At 44.7% G+C, this 20,258-nt stretch carries 18 protein-coding genes; 3 read left to right on the top strand and 15 right to left on the bottom strand.

Features of this window, described 5'->3' with window-relative positions; genetic code table 11:
• Positions 1-41: 41 nt before the first annotated feature.
• From L6442_RS32930 to L6442_RS03570, 3 genes are read right to left on the bottom strand one after another with little or no spacing between them, the layout of a single operon-like run.
• Positions 42-320 (bottom strand): hypothetical protein, encoded by a 279-nt coding sequence (locus tag L6442_RS32930; RefSeq protein WP_306436715.1) that lies wholly within the window; start codon positions 318-320, stop codon positions 42-44.
• Positions 310-615: a hypothetical protein gene (locus L6442_RS32925; RefSeq protein ID WP_306436716.1), complete on the bottom strand. Its 306-nt coding sequence runs from the start codon at positions 613-615 to the stop codon at positions 310-312. Before L6442_RS32925 ends, L6442_RS32930 begins: the two co-directional genes overlap by 11 nt.
• Positions 599-1,996 (bottom strand): lipase family protein, encoded by a 1,398-nt coding sequence (locus L6442_RS03570; RefSeq protein ID WP_212981568.1) that lies wholly within the window; start codon positions 1,994-1,996, stop codon positions 599-601. The genes L6442_RS32925 and L6442_RS03570 overlap by 17 nt, the downstream gene beginning before the upstream one ends.
• Before the next feature lie 106 nt (positions 1,997-2,102).
• Here L6442_RS03570 and L6442_RS03565 point away from each other — a divergent pair, with 106 nt between their 5' ends.
• Positions 2,103-2,462 carry a hypothetical protein gene (locus tag L6442_RS03565; protein ID WP_212981569.1) on the top strand — a complete coding sequence of 120 codons (360 nt, stop codon included), beginning with the start codon at positions 2,103-2,105 and terminating at the stop codon, positions 2,460-2,462.
• A gap of 96 nt (positions 2,463-2,558) precedes the next feature.
• On the opposite strand, the gene ltrA is transcribed toward L6442_RS03565, so the two are convergent.
• The 4 genes from ltrA to L6442_RS03545 all read right to left on the bottom strand — a co-directional run bounded on the left by ltrA (position 2,559) and on the right by L6442_RS03545 (position 10,353).
• Entirely contained in the window at positions 2,559-3,950 is a 1,392-nt protein-coding gene (gene ltrA, locus L6442_RS03560; protein WP_237100198.1) for a group II intron reverse transcriptase/maturase, read from the bottom strand.
• Between the two features lie 468 nt (positions 3,951-4,418).
• Positions 4,419-7,445, bottom strand: coding sequence for a DUF5704 domain-containing protein (locus tag L6442_RS03555; protein ID WP_237100197.1), 3,027 nt, complete (start codon positions 7,443-7,445; stop codon positions 4,419-4,421).
• 330 nt (positions 7,446-7,775) lie between these two features.
• Positions 7,776-8,909 carry a copper amine oxidase N-terminal domain-containing protein gene (locus tag L6442_RS03550; RefSeq protein WP_237100357.1) on the bottom strand — a complete coding sequence of 378 codons (1,134 nt, stop codon included), beginning with the start codon at positions 8,907-8,909 and terminating at the stop codon, positions 7,776-7,778.
• 46 nt (positions 8,910-8,955) lie between these two features.
• Entirely contained in the window at positions 8,956-10,353 is a 1,398-nt protein-coding gene (locus L6442_RS03545) for a Tle-like phospholipase domain-containing protein (protein ID WP_212981446.1), read from the bottom strand.
• An 88-nt stretch (positions 10,354-10,441) separates the two neighbouring features.
• Here L6442_RS03545 and L6442_RS03540 point away from each other — a divergent pair, with 88 nt between their 5' ends.
• Entirely contained in the window at positions 10,442-10,804 is a 363-nt protein-coding gene (locus tag L6442_RS03540; RefSeq protein WP_212981447.1) for a hypothetical protein, read from the top strand.
• A gap of 189 nt (positions 10,805-10,993) precedes the next feature.
• Here L6442_RS03540 and L6442_RS03535 read toward each other — a convergent pair whose 3' ends face one another.
• On the bottom strand, positions 10,994-12,133 hold the full coding sequence (locus L6442_RS03535) for a copper amine oxidase N-terminal domain-containing protein (protein WP_212981448.1): 1,140 nt from the start codon (positions 12,131-12,133) through the stop codon (positions 10,994-10,996).
• 466 nt (positions 12,134-12,599) lie between these two features.
• Here L6442_RS03535 and L6442_RS03530 point away from each other — a divergent pair, with 466 nt between their 5' ends.
• Positions 12,600-12,899 carry a hypothetical protein gene (locus L6442_RS03530; RefSeq protein WP_212981449.1) on the top strand — a complete coding sequence of 100 codons (300 nt, stop codon included), beginning with the start codon at positions 12,600-12,602 and terminating at the stop codon, positions 12,897-12,899.
• Between the two features lie 47 nt (positions 12,900-12,946).
• Here L6442_RS03530 and L6442_RS03525 read toward each other — a convergent pair whose 3' ends face one another.
• The 7 genes from L6442_RS03525 to L6442_RS03495 are packed head-to-tail and all read right to left on the bottom strand — an operon-like array spanning position 12,947 to position 20,257.
• Positions 12,947-13,936, bottom strand: a complete 990-nt coding sequence (locus L6442_RS03525; protein WP_212981450.1) for a hypothetical protein — start codon at positions 13,934-13,936, stop codon at positions 12,947-12,949.
• A complete protein-coding gene (locus L6442_RS03520) occupies positions 13,923-14,486 on the bottom strand; it encodes a hypothetical protein (protein ID WP_237100196.1) in 564 nt (187 codons plus the stop codon). Before L6442_RS03520 ends, L6442_RS03525 begins: the two co-directional genes overlap by 14 nt.
• A 3-nt stretch (positions 14,487-14,489) precedes the next feature.
• Positions 14,490-14,870 (bottom strand): hypothetical protein, encoded by a 381-nt coding sequence (locus L6442_RS03515; RefSeq protein WP_212981451.1) that lies wholly within the window; start codon positions 14,868-14,870, stop codon positions 14,490-14,492.
• Positions 14,854-15,411, bottom strand: coding sequence for an ABC transporter permease (locus tag L6442_RS03510; protein ID WP_237100195.1), 558 nt, complete (start codon positions 15,409-15,411; stop codon positions 14,854-14,856). The genes L6442_RS03515 and L6442_RS03510 overlap by 17 nt, the downstream gene beginning before the upstream one ends.
• Positions 15,412-15,429: 18 nt before the next feature.
• On the bottom strand, positions 15,430-17,499 hold the full coding sequence (locus L6442_RS03505; protein WP_212981452.1) for a hypothetical protein: 2,070 nt from the start codon (positions 17,497-17,499) through the stop codon (positions 15,430-15,432).
• A complete protein-coding gene (locus tag L6442_RS03500; RefSeq protein WP_212981453.1) occupies positions 17,492-19,411 on the bottom strand; it encodes a P-loop NTPase family protein in 1,920 nt (639 codons plus the stop codon). Before L6442_RS03500 ends, L6442_RS03505 begins: the two co-directional genes overlap by 8 nt.
• Positions 19,412-20,257, bottom strand: a complete 846-nt coding sequence (locus L6442_RS03495; protein WP_212981454.1) for a hypothetical protein — start codon at positions 20,255-20,257, stop codon at positions 19,412-19,414.
• Between the last annotated feature and the right edge of the window lies 1 nt (position 20,258).

The following is a 20,258-nucleotide window of genomic DNA, read 5'->3' as shown; positions in this document are numbered from 1 at the left end:
AGTCCTCAAGCTACCTTGAGGACTTTTCTATTAGCAGAATTCTAATGCGGTACCTGGGAACTGAAATCATCCCTGCTGGACTTGTCCGCGTGGTAGAACACCACATCTCCCTGTTTCAGTTTAAATTCGTGGCCATATGAATCCCTCACAGTAGATTGAAACCCTTCCATTTGCCACTGGTTTTCCTTCCATTTGTTCATCATTGGCGCATCAATATATTGAAGATGCGGGTCGCCCAGTTTCCCTTCCTGAATCGATTCGATATTGAAGTTGACAACAATATATCCATCTCTCAAGAAGATCGGGGATTTATCGTCCAATCCTCTCGTGAGTCCGCCCGTACTCTGCAATATTCGTATTGGCCGCTACTACATAAGGGTTAGCCGGTAGACTATACTCCCCATACCATTTTTGTATCGCCACATTGGCGCGCTGCACATCCACGGAAGGTGGAATATCTGTTTTCGGTCCGATAAAGGTCCGAAGCTGCTCCGGCAACAGTAACAGGCTGTATCCGCCCACTGGCGTCTTCTGTTTGGTCAGCTTATCGAAATACAACTTCTCGTATTGTGGTTTTGTGAGGTTCTTTTTCTCATGCTCAGCCTTGATCAGCACGCAAAAAATCGTCCGCCTTTTTGTTGATATATTCGCCAATCTCCCGCGCTCCGTTTGCATACCAACGGTTGAATGTATTCAAGCTGGTTATTAATCTTTCGACAATAGGCCCAAGCGAACGGCTACTGCTTGTCTCTACCAAATGCTGAATGCTTCGAATGGCTGCCGGAAGCTCTGTTTGAAATTCCTGCACATGCCGGTTAATGGTTTGCCCTGCTTCTTTGAGCGCTTCCGGACGCAATTGTATGGTCACCCCTGCAGCAGTTGCCACAACCTTCCCAAACATCCCCCAATTGCTTCCGTAGCGTTGAATGAGTTCCTTCACGGCTTCTTTCATTAATTCCTCATTTGCCACACTTTCATTGTAATACTTGAGTCTCGGGGAACCCTCAAAAGGCTGGCCATCTATTGTAAACAGCTGGTTTGCGATATTCCCTTCCTGATCAAATACAAAACGCTCGAGCGAATGTCTTGACTCGCCCCATATCGAATTGTAAAACTTTTTGACAGCCCCCCAATTTCCCATTGGCAGTGTTACAGGGATATACTGAATATGAAACTCTGGCCCTAAAATGAAATTTGTCAGCGGGTTGCTTCTATTCTGGGATGTGATCATAGGGAAGTAGCTTGTGGAACTTTGATATTGTTTGTTCGCCTCTTCGTATGTAGAGTACGTATAATAAGTAGATCCAACATGCCTTTTAGCTTCTTTAAATCCTGAGCCAATCCCGTCTCCGGGATCTACATAAGCTACGTTTGTTTTTTCAAAAACGCCTCTCTTCGCCTTCTCTTGGAGTTCATCTGGCAAAAGATGTACGATGCTGGGCGCATTAAAACTGATGGAATGCAAACCATTGCGTACGGCAACATACTCAGCCTCCGCTCCACCCAAGGAATGACCCGTTGTTGAGATTTGTGCATTAGGGTAAGCTTTTTTTACTGCATGGTACAACTCCTCAGCTTGATGAAACTGATTTGTTTGATAATCAGATTCCATTTTATAGTACATCTGTGCTGTTGACGGATTTGACATCACCCAAGGATTATCTTTGATTTTCTCATAGGCTTTATGGAATTCTTCAAGCCCTTTGGCTCTCCCGCCAACCACATCCATTCCATCCGTTCCATAATCCATCAGCACGCTCCACAGGGGGCGACCAAAAGGTTCAGTCCCACGATAAGCAATGATAACCTGATCCGTATTTACATTTTTAAAAACGGCTGCATCGAAGCCTGAACCATTTGTATCATGAAGTAAGGCTCCTTCTGGTTCTACGGCCTCCCAATCACGATTTGGCCCAAATTTCCCATGGGCCTCTATGTCTCTCGAATATGTTTTATCGGATAAAGTATGATAAATTTCATCTCTAATGAAACTCATTTTAATCCCTCCTATATTTTCCAAATAGCAGAATAATAGTATAAAATAAGCACTATATTATTTCATCCCAAATAGTTATAATTTCAAAAATGAAATGGGGGCAAATATGTGGAGAAATCTAAGAATAATATCTTTAGTCACTTTAGTTTTACTTTTACTCACTGGATGCATGTCCAAAACGCAAAAGGAAGCCATTTATAACAAAGCCGAGCCTATTGCCCAACAGTACATGAAAGATAACTATAATACCGATGTGATTTTTTATGATTACAAGTTTCTTGATCCCATGAACTCGGAAATTGTTTTGTATGGACATATGGTGGGTGACGAGGACGCCACCATTCAGGTTGGAATTAGCCATAAAACCTTTAAAATCAACCGGGTAAGTGGATCAAGAAAAGTCATGGACCGCTATGTAGAACCCAATAAGAAAAACAAATCCTCCACAGAAAACACCAAAAAATAAATCTCACAGCTTCATAAATCGAGTAGGAGGGGGTGACGAACCCCCGTCCTCTCACACCACCGTACATGCGGGTCCGCATACGGCGGTTCCAAAAGGTTAACAAAGTTCCAAATAACGAGAAAGCAGACTTTTCAGCCCTTTCGCTTCCCAATAGGATGTCGGAAGGGCGTTATTCATGTTTCGGGACATTTCCCAAGCTCCTCTGCGGGAGTTGGCCATGATGAAAGTGGCCCAGTCTGGCACGCCCAAGGCCCGGAGTTCTCGGATACGCGTACGTACTCGCTTCCATTGTTTCCATAGGCACATGCGCAATCTTCTTCGGATCCATTTGTCCAATCTCTCGTAGTGTTTCTGGGCTGAGGCCAGACGAAAGTAGCCCAGCCAACCCATCAGATAGCGATTGAGACGAGCAATCCTCTCTTCCATCGCTATCGGGCGGGTGCGGCTTGTGAGCTCCCGGATCTTCTCCTTCAATCGGTGTATCGTCTTGGGGGCTAGTCGAATCGTAGCCTTCTTGTTCGACAGAAAACTAAAGCCAAGAAACTTACGGTTCCATGGCCGGTCCACCGCGCTCTTCTCCCGATTCACTTTCAGTTTTAGCTTTCCTTCTACATAGCGTGTCACCGACTCCATCACACGCTCTCCTGCTCGTTTACTCGCGACGAAGATATTACAGTCGTCCGCGTAGCGGACAAACCGCAATCCTCTCCGGTGAAGCTCTCGATCCAGATCGTCCAGCAGGATGTTGGCCAAGAGTGGACTGAGCGGACCACCTTGCGGCGTTCCTTCCTCGGTCTTTTGGCAAGCTCCGTTTTCCATCGCTCCGGCACTCAGGTAAGCTCGGATCAGCTTCAACACTCGCTTGTCCTTCACCTTCCGTGCCACCTTGGCCATGAGCATATCATGATTCACCTGGTCAAAGAACTTCTCCAGGTCCAGATCTACGACCCATCTTCGGCCGCTTTGGATATAGTGCTGCGCTTGCTTCACTGCGTCATGAGCCCGCTTTCCGGGTCTAAAGCCGTAGCTGTACCACGAAAAGTGAGCATCAAACATCGGATTCATCACTTGTAGAAGCGCTTGCTGGAGGAAGCGGTCCATTACGGTCGGGATACCGAGCAGCCGTACGCCGCCTCCGGGTTTGGGGATTTCCACCCGTTTGACTGGCGCCGGCTGGTAGGTTCCCGCCAGAAGTTCGGCTTTCACCGTTTCCCAGTGAGTTTTCAGGTAAGCTTGTAGCTCGGCTACCGTTACACCGTCCACACCAGGACCTCCTCCGTTTTGGACCACCCGCTTGTAAGCGAGCCGAAGGTTATCTCCTTCGAGCATGTTCTCCAGCAGGTCGTTTTGGTCTTCGCGAGAGGAAGGGGCGACTTGTGCCGGTGAAGAGCTCGGCGCTCCAGCATACCCTTGCGGCTTCACCGCTTCTCTCTGCTGGAAGCTCCCTTGCGGGATATTCGGCTGTCTTCGCTTTTCACTCGAACGCATCGGTTTCCTCTCTCCTTTCGGTTCGGTCCTTCCGTTTTCCGGTGTCCCGTACTCGCGTACTATGGCCTCTGCTGACTCCTGCGGGTTCAGCACAGCCTTTCGACTGTGGTTACGAAGTGACTTCGCATTTTTTTTTCTCCCGCAGGTCTCCCCAGATAAGAACGTCATCTTTCCGCCCGCGACCACTGGAGTTTACAGGAATAGCCTTTGGCGGCTTGGGATTTCGTTGTGTGAAGGCAACTCATCCGGCTATCCCTGCCTCGAATCCAGTTCGTGTACCTTGGCCCGTGCTTTTGCCTCCGGCTTCCTTCAGATTCTGCCTCGCGACAGACACCCTTGCCCTTGGCTAACGGTAGGCGCTCGCCAGCCCCCGTTCAGGACTTTCACCCTAGAGATGACGCCCATGCTGGGCGTACATCAATGGAAAGTCCTCAAGTTACCTTGAGGACTTTTTCCATTAGCAGAATTCTAATGCGGCACCTGGGAGCTAAAATCATCCCTGCTGGACTTGTCCGCGTGGTAGAACACCACATCTCCCTGTTTCAGTTTAAATTCGTGGCCATATGAATCCCTCACAGTAGATTGAAACCCTTCCATTTGCCACTGGTTTTCCTTCCATTTGTTCATCATTGGCGCATCAATATATTGAAGATGCGGGTCGCCCAGTTTCCCTTCCTGAATCGATTCGATATTGAAGTTGACAACAATATATCCATCTCTCAAGAAGATCGGGGATTTATCGTCCAATCCTCCGTGAGTCCGCCCATACTCTGCAATATTCGTATTGGCCGCTACTACATAAGGGTTAGCCGGTAGACTATACTCCCCATACCATTTTTGTATCGCCACATTGGCGCGCTGCACATCCACGGAAGGTGGAATATCTGTTTTCGGCCCGATAAAGGTCCGAAGCTGCTCCGGCAACAGTAACAGGCTGTATCCCCCCACTGGCGTCTTCTGTTTGGTCAGCTTATCGAAATACAACTTCTCGTATTGTGGTTTTGTGAGGTTCCCCAATTGGGACAGGACATCGTATTTATCATATTTGTAAGAAGCCGTGTCCTTTACTTCCTCAGTCGGCACATTGCGGAGCCTGTCATTCAGAATGACATAACGTTTCACCTGATCGTCTTCGGAACCAATTTTGACGAACTGGCGCTTATTGGTCTTGTAGTACAAATCTACTTCTTTCGGCGTACCACCTTTTTTGCCCACATAGTAGAATTTCGGCGTAATCCGGATGCCATCCAGCTTGCCGAACATATTCCCTTTCGTTTTAAAGTCGAATTTGAAATGGTAACCCGTCTTGATGGCAATATTTTTGTAACCTTTCAGCGGATTACTGCCCGGACGAATGGACAAGGTGAATGTATCCTTGTTTCCACGGGGATCGCCGTCAATCTTCTTCTGACCGATCCAGTAAGATATGCCTCTCGGCTCCGGACTTCCCGGTCTTGCACGGAAAACCGATTCCCAGTTGTAGTCCGCGATATCTGTAATCTCAAAATCATATAAACGGCCGATCACTTCCACAGGGATTTCATCCGTAGCCATATGATGGATAAGATCCAGGTTGGCATCCGGCTCTCCCTGATTCGTGTAATCATATGGGGCATTTTCGGCAATATTTCGGAAATACACTTGGTAATCCCCTTCGTCTACCCATACCGGCAAATAAAACGTGGTATCCAGTTGATTGACCGGAATGTCAATCCAAGTATTTTTCGGTATGAACTGCGTCCGGTTTTCGTTGTACACATCAAAAGGGAACAGCACCTGCTTTGTCCGATAATATTTGGCATAATCGCGGTTGCCGTAGCCGGGATAAGCCCCTTCATTTAAATGCTGTCCCGAGGTTGGAATCGTTACGGTAAAAGGTCTTTCCAAAATAAATGCAGCCCTCTGCTCATTCGGGATGGTCTTCTGATTGTGAGCCTGGTCATCGGTAACGGATGAATAGTTGACAACCGGGGTGTGTACAGTTACCGTATTGATCCCATTGATCGGGTATTCCTTATCCGAACTGCCGTTAACATTTTCAGGTAGAAGCCTATAGTAGATCGTGCCGGTACTGATCGTATTGGCTTTATTCAGAAGTATGCTGCTGATAAACTGCCTTCCCTCATACAGGACACGATCGCCAATTCGTTCAGGTGCAGGGATTTGGCTAGGGGTAGGCCCCGACTTGCTGACCTGGGCATCATCCATGATCGTTTCGCCATTAAAACTAAGATAATCATTTTGCACATCGGGATCCTCAGTTTGCGATTCTGCAATTGCTTTTAACGCTTCGGTATCATCGACATCCCCTTCGGTAGGCTCACGATCCCCTCCATCGATTTCCTCCGGGGTAAAGCTGATCGTACCTGTCTCCTTCGGATATACATGATCTTCTACATCTGTGCTGTTGATCAGCTCAACCACTGGAGGATCATATCCATCCGGGTATAATGTGACTTCACCACCAGGTAAGGCATAGTTTCTCATTTCGGCTTGGTCAATTTCATACACTTCCAATTGATTGATCTGCCAGTATGCATATTGACGCGGCGTTAGCTCGAAATTGTATTCTTTCTCAAGTGTGCCTGTATGTTCAATCGGTTCTTGCGGCTGAGGTTTTCCATCCGGACCGGTGATATCCGGCTGCTTCTCTTCCCATCTGGTCGGGTAAGTAACTTTTACCTTACAGACATAGCGAACCTCCCCCTGCATATTCCCAAAGGTATGTTGGAATAAATAATTCATCCCCCAGGCGTTTGCATATAAATTTTCCGATGTTGGTATGGCGCGGACTGCATCAAAATGAAGACCATTTGCCGAATCATCCGCCAGAATGACTCCGGTTGCTCCCGGGTCCATGTATTCCGTGTTAGGTGCAGCAACCTGTCTTGGCGGGCCTATGGTATAGGTGCAGTCGCCTTCTCCGTTTGGAGGCGGCTTGTCAGGAGGAGTCTTTTTCTCTCTATATTGAGCCGCCATGTTGACTCCGCCGACAAAAACTTTAAAATTCCTTGTCTCAACCGCCTGATCTCCTGAATCCTTTTTCTGCATGTACAGTTGTTCGCTCGGACGAATGACTGGAGACAACCATGATTGATAGATTTCGTATTCTTTTTGCCCATAGGTTACCGTTTTGGGAAATGATTTCGTGAAAGGGGATCCGGCCACATGGCTCCCTAACAACTGCCGATCTACTACCGTTCCATTCGATAACTTCAGGATCATATTTACAGGGTATTTTTTACCATGGAAGGAGAGTTCTACATCATAATAATCAATTAATCCCTTGGGATCAGCCCATGGTTGCGCTTTTACAATATCCCGAAGTGTATGGTACGGGCCTGAAACGTGAACAGGTTTTTCTCTGGGGCCTGTCACCACCCGCATAATAGCACTAGCATACAGAGGCATTCCTTCGTAAATAGCCTGCTCAGCTTTGGCTTTTCCGATTGCTGCCAACACTTCTTCTTCCGACCATTTAAATGTAGTAATCATATTCTTCCCGGTTGAATCCTCTACATCAGAAATGATGTGGCCATTACCACTGTCGTCCAATTTAAAATACTCATCAGATTTTAATTTAGTTGGATCACATTGACCAGTGTAGTCTCCTGAAGGATTACATGTTGGTTTTAAGTGAATGTACCAGCCAACGGTTTGATATCTAATATTGCTGGTAGCCTTCTTTTGAGTTGTTACATATATAAATTCCCCATCTTGAAATCTCGCCCCTGCCGCCCCTGCTGAATGAGGAAACAATGAAAAGATCGCCACAAATAGAAATATTATAATAAATAAACTATAAAACTTACTCCTCATCACGCATCACTTCACTTCATAAAACTTACTGTTATCAAACAAACTGGTCATGGAATCAATATTCATATATTCACCTACGCCTATATTGTGATTCATAGAAACGCATATATCCGCATAACCTTCATACCATACACCCTTTTTTAATCTTCTATCATTGTCAAAAAGGAAATCGACTAGCAAATCTTTATATTCAGTATAGTTAATGATCCTAAATCTCACCTTGGACCGAATATACCAATTTATCCCAGAGTCGTATATCAGGGATGGTTCTGGATCAATCGTTCCTTCGATCTGGATTTTGTTTTTTTGAGCCCATTGTGCATATTCCTTTAGGCGAATAACACGGCTGGAAATAGACTGATTCTCATATTTAAAAGCTTCATTGGCAAAGGCAACCGGGTTAATTGTTTTGTAATCAACATTAAGACGGAGATCGAAGCCTTTTTTCATCCGATCCATGATTTTGACCATATCTTCTGTGGTAACTTCATTATTCTTATATAATTGCGCCCCCGTCTTCGCATCAGGCTTATAATACATAAGCTTAGATATTTTCATCTCATAAACTTCATTGGGGATATCTTCTAAAATATATGGATAGTCCTTATAATTTTTCGGGAGATTCGTAGTGCGTATTTTTCTCCCGAAATCATCGACTTTGCCAATTTCCTTATTGGGGGTACGAATACTCACCACCCCTGTGGCATCGTCTATTTTCACTTCGGCTGATAAATGATCCGATACCAGACTAAGCGGAATCATCGTTACTCCTTCTTTTTGTGTCACTTTGATCCCTAGGTTCACTGGATTCCCATCGATATTCGCGGTGGATGATCCTACAGTAAGTACGATTTTTTTCCCGTTCTGCTGTATCATTAAAGTTTGGGTTTTAGCGTCCCAAGCAGACTGTATGCCAAGCTTGCCTGATATGATCCGGAATGGAATCATGATCTTGCCATTTTCCAAGTAAGGGTGACCGCTTGCTAACGGTTCCTTGATTCCGTCCATGACGACGGTGACAACCGGGCTATCTGCGTTTACTTGGCGGGTGAAAGCCAGCGGTATAAGCAACAAAAGAAAAAACACTACAATAGTTCTTGACCACTTAAACCGATTCATCTTGCTAAGTTGATTTTCCATGTTCACTTATACTCCTCCTATCTTCGTCTTAAATAACATTTTCTCTTCAGCCTTGATCAGCACGCAAAAAATCTTCTGCCTTTTTGTTGATATATTCGCCAATCTCCCGCGCTTCTTTTGCATACCAACGGTTGAATGTATTCAAGCTGGTTATTAACCTTTCCACAATAGGCTGAAGCGAACGGCTGCTGCTTGTCTCCACCAAATGCTGAATGCTTCGAATGGCTGCCGGAAGCTCTGTTTGAAATTCCTGCACATGCCGGTTAATGGTTTGCCCCGCTTCTTTAAGCGCTTCTGGACGCAGCTGTATGGTCACCCCTGCAGCAGATGCTACAACCTTCCCAAACATCCCCCAATTGCTTCCGTAACGTTGAATGAGTTCCTTCACAGCTTCTTTCATTAATTCCTCATTTGCCACACGTTCATTGTAATACTTGAGTCTTGGAGAACCTTCAACAGGCTGGCCATCCATAGTAAACAGTTTATTGGCGATGTTCCCTTCCTGATCAAATACAAACCGCTCGAGCGAATGTCTTGCCTCGCCCGATATCGAATTGAAGAACTTTTTGACAGCCCCCCAATTTCCCATTGGCAGCGTTACAGGGATATACTGAATATGAAACTCTGGTCCTAAAAAGAAATTTGCCAGCGGATTGCTTCTATTCTGGGATGTGATCATAGGGAAGTAGCTTGTGGAATTTTGATATTGTTTGTTTGCCTCTTCATATGTAGAGGTCGTATAATAAGTAGATCCAACATGTCCTTTGGCTTCTTTAAATCCTGAACCGATTGCATCTCCGGGGTCTACATAAGCTATATTCGTTTTTTCAAAAACGCCTCTCTTCACCTTCTCTTGAAGTTCATCTGGCAAAAGATGCACGATGCTAGGCGCATTAAAGCTGGTGCTTTGCAAACCGTTGCGTACGGCGACATATTCAGCCTCAGCCCCACCCAAGGAATGGCCCGTTGTTGAGATTTGGGCATTAGGGTATGCTTTTTTTACTGCATGATATAGCTCCTCAGCTTGATGAAACTGATTCGTTTGATAATCGTATTCCATTTTATAGTACATCTGTGCTGTTGACGGATTTGACATAACCCAAGGATTATCTTTGACCTTCTCATAAGCTTCATGGAATTTTTCAAGCCCTTTGGCTCTCCCGCCAACCACATCCATTCCATCTGTTCCATAATCCATAAACATGCTCCACAGGGGGTTACCAAATGGTTCAGTCCCACGGTAAGCAATGATAACCTGATCCGTGTTTACATTTTTAAAAACGGCTGCATCGAATCCTGAACCATTCGTATCATGAAGTAAAGCTCCTTCTGGTTCTACGACTTCCCAATTATTATCTGGTCCTACTTTCTTATGAACCATTAAATCTCTTTTATAAGCATGATCTGATAAGGTATGATAAATTTCATCTCTTATATAACTCACTTTAACCCTCCTTATAATTCCATATAGTATGAAAATAGTATAAAATAATACTATAATTATTTTTCGAGAAAAGAATTGGAGGCTGACTATGTGGAGAATCTTTAGAGTAATATTCTCCGTCATTCTAGTTATATCATTACTTAGTGGATGCATGTCCAAATCACAAAAGAAAACTATTTATAACAAAGCAGTTCCAATTGCAGAACAGTACATGAAAGACAACTATAATACTGATGTTATTATTTCCGATAACTACCAATTTCTTGATCCTATGAACTCGGAAATTGTATTGAATGGACACATGGTGGGAGATGAGAGCGCTACCTTTAGCATCGGAATTAACCACAAGACATTTAAAATTAATAATATAATAGGATCTAGCGAAATAATGGACCGCTACGTCAAACCCGATCAAAAAAACAAATCCTCTACGGAAGACCCTAAAAAATGAATCTCACAGTCCCATAATCAACGGAAAGTCCTCAGGTTACCTTGAGGACTTTTAAGTTGTTATATATATAAATTCCCCATCTTTAAATCTCGCCTCTGTCGCCTCTACTGAACCTGGGAACAAAGAAAAGATCGCCACAAATAGAAATATTGTAATAAATAAACTACAAAACTTACTCCTCATCACGCATCACTTCACTTCATAGAACTTACTGTTATCAAACAAACTGGTCATAGAGCCAATATTCATATATTCACCTACACCTATGTTATGATTCATGGAAACGCTTATATCCGCATAACCTTCATACCATACACCCTTTTTAAATCTGCTATCATTATCAAAAAGAAAATCGGCCAGCAAATCTTTATACTCAGTATAGTTTATGATCCTAAATCTCACCTTGGACCGAAAATACCATCTGATCCCAGTATCGTATATCAGGGATGGTTCTGGATCAATCGTTCCTTCGATTTGGATTTTGTTTTTTTGAACCCATTGTGCATATTCCTTTAGGCGAATAACACGGCTGGAAATAGACTGATTCTCATATTTAAAAGCTTCATTGGCAAAGGCAACCGGGTTAATTGTTTTGTAATCAACATTAAGACGGAGATCGAAGCCTTTTTTCATCCGATCCATGATTTTGACCATATCTTCTGTGGTAACTTCATTATTCTTATATAATTGCGCCCCCGTCTTCGCATCAGGCTTATAATACATAAGCTTAGATATTTTCATCTCATAAACTTCATTGGGAATATCCTCTAGAATATATGGATAGTCCTTATAATTTTTCGGGAGATTCGTAGTGCGTATTTTTCTCCCGAAATCGTCGACTTTGCCAATTTCCTTATTGGGGGTACGAATGCTCACCACACCTGTGGCATCGTCTATCTTCACTTCGGCTGATAAATGATCCGATACCAAACTAAGCGGAATCATCGTTACTCCTTCTTTTTGCGTCACTTTGATCCCTAGGTTCACTGGATTCCCATCGATATTCGCGGTGGATGATCCTACAGTAAGTACGATTTTTTTCCCGTTCTGTTGTATCATTAAAGTTTTGGTTTTAGCGTCCCAAGCAGACTGTATGCCAAGCTTGCCTGATATGATCCGGAACGGAATCATGATCTTGCCATTTTCCAAGTAAGGGTGACCGCTTGCTAACGGTTCCTTGATTCCGTCCATGACGACGGTGACAACCGGGCTATCTGCGTTTACTTGGCGGCTGAAAGCCAGCGGTATAAGCAATAAAAGAAAAAACACTACAATAGTTCTTGACCACTTAAACCGATTCATCTTGCTAAGTTGATTTTCTATGTTCATTCATACTCCTCCTATCTTCGTCTTAAATAACATTTTCTCTTCAACCTTGATCAGCACGCGGCTCAGTCCCACGATAAGCAATGATAACCTGATCCGTATTTATATTTTATAAACGGTTGCATCGAAGCACGAACCATTCGTATCATGAAGTAAAGCCCCCTCTGGTTCTACTACTTCCCAATCATGATCAGAGCTCAACGCTTTCCCATTATTCAAATTCCTAAAATAGGATGACTTTGAAATGTCATGGTATGTCTTATCCTTTATGAATTTCATATTTCCACCTATCTAATTTATGATATTTACATTTTTGATTCAGTTGTATTTCACCAATAAATACAAATGTTAAAAAATGTGGATATACTAGCACATATTCCAAAATGAATAGAAAGGATAAAACCTTATGAAAACTCTTTTGAGATTATTTATTATCTTCACTCTAATGTCGATTTTGATAGGAGGATGTATGACCAAATCAAAAAAAGAAGCCATCTATAATAAAGCTGTTCCTATTGCACAACAGTATATGAAAGACAATTTTAATGCCGATGTGGTTTTTTCTGATAATTACGAGTTTCTTGATCCTATGAGCTCAACAATTGTATTATACGGACACATGTCAGGGGACAAAGACGCTACCTTTGACATTATGATTGATCACGGGACATTTAAAATTAGTCAAGTAGGAGGATCTAGCAAAGTAATGGACCGTAGGGTGAAGCCTGACCAAAAAAACAAATCCTCCACTGAAGACACCAAAAAATGAATCGCATCGCTTCATGTCCATATCCCCTTTCTATTTTTACCAATGCCTCACGAGCCCCCATTCACGCATTCCTTCGGAATATATCCCGCTGCGGCAGCGTCTTTCGCATGATCAAATATTTCTTCCACCTGATAAGGAAAACCACATGTTGTCTTATAGTAATATTTGATTCCCGTTTGCGGATCGATCGCCCCGTAGAAATTGGTCTTTTTGACAAGCCGGCCTCCCCCAAGGGCGTAATTGTTATACATCTGCTCTCCAATCGGCAGCCCTTGAATAAAAGCGATGATTCCGACATCGTTAATTGTATTGGTCCATTCCTCATGGGGGATCTCCGGGAGCTTAAACGTATAGCTAATCCCGTTCCGGATGGCGTATTCATTGTATGCATTGATGAAATAGGCCAAATCCCTCTGAATGCTTCGGATGATCGTGCTTCGCCGAACGGAATCGAAGTTCACGGGATCATTTAGCAGAGGGATGGAAGTTATGCCCTGCAAATCCTCCCGAAAGCCTTCAACCCATTTGCCGCTGGCCGCATCATAGGCATGGACATAGCTGTCCAATGTAAAATTAATGCTGTTACCGCTACCGTCCGAATATGCGTAAGGTTTTTTGGGGCGCCACATCGGTTTTGCAAGGTTTTGTCCGGTTTGATCCTTGTATTCCGACATCGTATATAAGAAAAAGCCGTCATAATCGGTAATACCGATTACCGGAATGTACGAGGCCAATGTCCCCTGCCCAATCGGATCATTTTCAACCCCAAAATTCAAATATAAGGTCCGAAAAAACGTATCCAGAGCCAGTTCCTTATTCACTTTAAAAAATTTCACCGATTGATATCCCGCTTCATATTCCTGCAGTTCGTTGATATTCAGCATCTTGCTGGCATCCTGCACCGCAGTGCGAAGGGCGGCGGTATATTGGCTTTTCAGCTGGAGGACCGTTTCCTGATCCCTGGTCCGCATATCCAGGACAAGCATAAACGGTAGAAAGATGCACACAAACAGAATAGCCAAATTAGTAATCTTCATTTAATACCATGCCTCCATACGGCATATAAATCCTAGTGTTGTCCCCGGTGTTGCCGTTCAGGAAAAAGTCCTGCAAGACCGTCGCCATGGTCCGGTTAATATTTTTGGCCTTGACGGTAAAAAAATCGCCTTCGGCCATGAGGTACCTCCGGTTGTTATCTTCCAGCCCCAAAGCGTTGTCCGGAAAAAGTCTTTTCATGATTTCATCGGTGTAATGACCGTCAAAATAGGTTGCAAAGCTGTTCTTAAAAGATGTTGGATCCGCCGGGTCGGTATAAACGGGATGATACTTCTTATGCAGATGCTCCATTTTGATATCATATTGATTTCCGGTCGCCCCAAGCTTGCGTGTCAGATCTGTATACATCACCGGCGTGATATATCCTTTCGTCCGGGCCGCATCCACGAATTCCGTGACCGCCGAATGTACGACGATTTGCGATAAAGTATCCTGTCTCTGGGCCTGCTGATAAAGCGGGTAAGCGAACATTAATATCAGCGCGATCAACACGCCCAGGGTTTTTGATAAAGAGAATTCCAGTGTAATCACCCTTTAGGAAAAAACAATTGTGTGAACCTCTCCGTCCGAACCGCGGATATACTGCACCTGGTAGGTCCGGTTAAGGGAAATAACGGAAACGTTTATATCTTCAATCTCTGCATTTTTGGAGAAAAGGTAACCATTGACGCGGATATCCGCATTTAGTTCACGGATGTGATAAATGCTTTGCAGCACTTCAGCTCCGGTGTACGTTTCAAAGCCTTTGTCCTTCAAATCGGTAAATAATCTTTTTTCATCCTGCATGGTTGATTTATGTACGACATTCACCGCGGCTTCTTGGATATTGATCCCGTTAATGGCGAATATGCAGGCGGTGATAAAGATAAAAAGCTCAACCACAATGATGATGGATCTTTCAACAGTATCGTTCATAATCCCACCGATATAGAAGGTCATCTCCTTCCTCATTGGGGAAGGAGATGCCGGATAATTTTAACTGCTCGAAAACAATGCCACGGATCATGTTGTTTGAATCTCTTACGATATACGATTTAAATTGACCGCTTGGATTAATATACTCAGGAGATGCTTCATTTTGAGCTTCATCCAGTTTGAGCCTTTTTAAATTATCCCCCTCAATTGTTTCTATCATTCCGTTCTTCTCTGTAAAAGGATTTCCATAGAAACTCTCGGAACTTCCCCGCTGCTTACCTGTTACAACCTTTATCCCAAATTGTTTTAAATTCATATATTGCCTAATCGCATTCATAACCTGACTTCCCGACAACGTCGTGTTATTGTACGTATTAAATTCCGTATCCGACAGTTGGGTCGTGATCGAAGCCATTTTGGTCTGCCCCTGCTTGGCCGCATCCTGGGATGAAATCGTAATAATAACCACAATCGTGATCAGCATGATGGTCAGGAATATCCCTGCCGCAACTCGTATACCGACGCCAGTATTTTCTTCCATACTTATCAATCCCCTTTGCTATATGGTTTGTATTTTGGTAGACAAATCGCTTAATTGGTTAAATGACATGTACAGGAACGGGAACACCAGATATAATCCGATCAGAAGCGCGCCCGGAGTCCAGCCGATCAATTTTCCCCAGGACGTTTTCTTCCGGATCAACCGCTCCAGCCGTTCCTTTTTCTGCTCCGCATAATATTCCTGTTCCATTTCCAAGTCATCAAAGGCATCGTGAATCGAAATTTTCTCAACCGCCTGCAGCAATCTGCGCACGATCCGCTCGAAGGACTCAAACGGAGCTTCCTGCTGCAATGTTTTCAGCGCTTCTTCAGCCCCGCTGTCATAGGTTAAGAGCGCGCGCTGAATCGCCGGCTTGAATATGATGCCATACCGCTCCATCCATTCCAGCACCGACTCTACCGATATCCGTTCAAACTCGGCGAGAATGGAAATCAGGGCATGGAATTGATCCACTTCGTTTTGCATCTCCAGCGCCCGCATCCGGCGTTGAAACTGCAGGATCCATAGAGGAAGATAATAGCCTCCCGTGCCCATCGCGATAGCGAGCAGTACCTCCCACCATTTCAAATACTCGCTGTTCAGCGATTGAATTTTCTCCATGATGCGATTCACGGTATTATTCAAGGCTGTGATGTCCGAGGGTTCCTGCTGCTCCTGAACCCTCTGCAAGATCATTTCCCTCGGCAAATCCCGGGTCCCCTTAAAATCCTGAATGATCTCATTGTCTGATTTCGTTAATTCCCTGGCATTTTGCAGCTCCTGATCATTCATGTAGCCCAGTATGTTGGCTCCTTCCTTCGTTGGATCCGTCCAGATGTGATGGACGGCATTCCAATGCAGAAACAAGGCGATCAGGATCACACCGATAAAGCCGCCGATGCTTGTCAATATACGGTGCAGGAAAAACCACTCGATTGTAAGCGGAGAATTGGCTTCCTTTAATAGCAGGCTTAAACGGTAGTGCTCGCGGGTATGTGGAGCCGGAACGAGCCGATCCACCAACCAGCGAACCGGCGGCCAGCGATAAATCTTCTTTTCCCACTGCTTGCGCCTTCCCTTGGAAACATATTTAGCTTCATCGTTTTCCGCCAGCTTTCGGATCAGCACATAGCTGATGATGGCGATCGCATAAATGGACAATTGGATAATATACCCGATCCGACCCTCGTAGAAATCCACAGTAATCGGGAAGTAGGATTCTCCCCATCGTTTAAGCGGAAATGAAATCAGAATCGGCGCAAGTGCAATCATCGTCAGACCGCCTAGTTTGTAACGGAGTCTCTGCCGCCGCAGCAGGTCATATCGAATTTCCTGCACCAGTTTATTGATCGCATTCAAATACATCGAACCTTTTTGCAATGTGCGGTCCCCGTATTCCTGCACCAGATGCGAAATCCCCGAAAAAACCTTCAGATACCGGTTCGGAGCCACCGCATAATATTTTTCCAATCCCTTCGTCGGTTCGTCGGAGGTGAGAATTTCATGGATTTTTTCCACCTGAAGCTTGATTTCATGCGCCGATACCTGTGCAGCCTGATAGATCGACTCGTCCACCATGCGCAGCTCCTGATAGTAATGGCGGTTGTCCTCAAGAAAATGGGCGAACTGCTTCAACTGCTTGTCCTCAATCCGATTTATGAAAAGGTCCAGAAACAACTCGTTAACGACGACGCTGATCAATACTCCAAAAAACACCGCAATCCAGCTTCGGCTGAAAATCGCCAAAATAATGAGCACGAGCAGAAGCGATCCGAGAGAAAGATACGTGATCCTCATCGTTTCCTTACGAAGCGTATATTCATCATAAGTATTAATCGCGGAAAGCCTTTTGCGTATGCGCCTGATTTGGCTTTTGAATACAGGTACCTTCTGCAATTTCACATACGATTTTTGATAAAAAATAAGCAGCTTCGGATGGGTTCTTCTACCGGATTGTGCCGCAGTCGTCCATACGCTTCCGAAATTTTTCTTGCGTTTCCTTTCTTTCAGCACAGTGTAGATCAAAAAACCTCCGGAGAGAGCGACAGCCGTTCCGCAAACGAGAAGAATCCAGAACCATTTATTCATGCTGCTCCCCCCAATACCGATCTAAAAACTGCTGAAACTGTTCCCGGTCCCCCGCATTCATGTTAAACATCATACTTTCAATCTTCGCAGAGGAAATTGGGGCAGCCGCAACATATTCCCCATCCCGGTATTCAATAATGTTGCGGGCGTTCCAGACGCGTCCGCTGCTTCTCATGTAAACTTCTTTTTGCAGCTCGAGCAGCGCGTCCATTTTGCTTTCCATGGTGTCGCCAATGGATGAGGATTTCTCCGTACCGAACAAATCCTCATCATACGTTACCGGTACGATCTCCGTAATCCGTTCGATATAACGCCTGCCGTCATTTTCTTTTCTAAGATGTATATCCCACTTCACGGCATTCACGACCTGCTCCTCGGCGATTCTTTCATTTTGAAAAACCCCTGTCTTAAGCAGGGAATTTCGCAATGACCATACCAGTTCTCTTGCTGTCGTCGCATGGTGAGTGAAAACCGTAAACAAACTCGCGACCTGGGACATCTGAATCATCCATGCCGCAACCGGGTCGGTAGCAACCTCCCCGAGGATATTGACCGAACCGTCCGTTTTTTTCTGGAGATCGAGCCCGGCTTGACCGGTAATGCTGTCGGTTTCTCTGAACGAAAGGATGTTCCGTTCGGGATAAAGTCTTCTTAGATGAAGCTCGAAGGTCATCTCCTGAATCCGCAGCGTCAATGTGGCATAAATATATTTCACAGCAGCCATGACCAAACTGGTTTTTCCCGAACCCTGCGGCCCCGTAAAGGCGGTAACCTGCGCTCCCTTCATCAGATGTTTGATCATCTCCCGCGGCAGGTCGGCATTTTCTGCTTTTTCTGAAGAAACCAATCGTTCCAGATTCATATTGGGCAGATCGAACTTCCGGACGAAAAATGCCCAGCTCTCCGCAAAAGGCGGACGTACGACAACTACGCGCGAGCCGTCTTTCATTTCGTTTACCTTATAGCCGTTCGTTTCGGTAAGCTGGCCCGGATTATCGTATTTGTAAATATTCTGGCATACGCGCTTCAGCTCAAGCTCCGAACCGAAGGTAAGGAAGGATAAATGGATTGATTTGCCCCGGAAGAAAATCCACACGCTTTGATAACCCGGATGCTTCGAATGCTTCATGCCATGCAAAAGTTCCATTTCGTCTTCAATGACCTGCATGCTGACCGGAATGCCCGATACGCCCCCGGATACACCATCAATGGACATATCCCTGATTTCGTCAATTACACCAAAACCTTTGTAGTGCTGATAAATCCGCTGCGTCACAATCTTGAGCTTGTCCGCATATTCCAGATCCGCCTTATACTCCTTGCCGAAAATCCGGTCAATCTCTTCCCCCGTAATGATATAGGAATCCACCGTTCCGTCTTCGATAACCTTTTTAGGCGTGTCGAGTCCGTATTTGTCAATCCATTTCGCAAGCCCCTGAAAGCCGTATTTCTGTTTGTACAAATAGAGCATGATATCGAACTTGTCCTGATGGCTCAGCCGCTCCGGATTGTCAAAAGGAATCACCCTATTGATGTTCTCCCCGTCAAATCCGTAATTCCTGTCCAGCAAATCATAGATATATTGTTTAAGGTAAATCTTCTCCTGGATATCGCCCGAGGTTGCATTTTTCATGGCGCTTCTCAGCTCGGAAACGATCGCCTGTCTTCGCTGGTATTCTTCTCCCGACAGCCCCATATCGAGCAGATTGCTGTTTACGTACTCGTTGATGGTCCTTTTGACGTAATTCAGTATCGTTTCAAACTTGTAGTGCTCCTGAGCATAGGATTGTTTTTTGCCTTGAACTTGGTCTGTATATGAGGGTTTTTGGTTGAATTTAATCCATAAAAACACAATCAGCAGAATTAAAATGAGAACAATAACAACAAAGTTAATCGTGAAAGCCAAGCCCATTTACAAGGCCCTTCTTTCCGCCTGCTTACTCTGTGCATATACTTCGATTCGATCCAGGATACATTCGGCAATTTGCCGGATTTCTTTCATGAACATATAGTTCTCATGCTGCTTGTGCACATTTTTATTTCTGGCGAAGAACCCTCTGATATCCCCGTCATTTAAGTGATCCCGAAAATCCGTATTGTATGAAAGCGGAAATATTCCGCCCTTATATTTGTATTTGGCCGCAATATTTTTCACTTTATATTTAGAATCATGGTCATACTGCGTGAGCAGAAGGATATGGGGAACATGATGCAGCGCCTTTGGCCAATACTCTTTGGACGGGTCAAAATATTTGTTTAAAACATTTACATTCTGATTAAGGCAAACTACAATCAAATCGGAATCGCGCATCAGCCGATTGGTGACCGCTTGATTGCCGCCGCTGTGTCCATCCAGCAAAATTGCTTCATAATAATCCTCTGCCTTATCAAAGATGATATTGATAACATCCACGGCATTTTCAAAATGGAGCTTGTCCATTTTCTCCGTCGCCTGCAGCAAGTCCAACCGTCCGCGTTCGATCGGCAGGGCGTGGTTTTTGATCGTATCCCGTTCCAGCTTATTGCTTCGCGCAGCCCGTTCCAAAGCATCAATCCCCCGAGCCGAAACATCCGAAAAAGGCTTATTATAGTTGGAAACAGCTTTGCCAAAGCATTTCTCCAAAGTAAAATCCGACCATTGAGGCTGCGACACCAAAGTGCGAACCGTATAATCGGAACCAAGGAAAGCCGCAACCGCCGCGGTCGCGCTTGTAATCCCGAGTCCATGCTGCATCCCCCAAAATGTTACTCTTCCCATC

Origin of the sequence: Paenibacillus azoreducens (assembly GCF_021654775.1) — a bacterium.
Lineage (GTDB): Bacteria > Bacillota > Bacilli > Paenibacillales > Paenibacillaceae > Paenibacillus_AQ > Paenibacillus_AQ azoreducens.
This window is presented reverse-complemented; position numbering and strand designations above follow the sequence as displayed.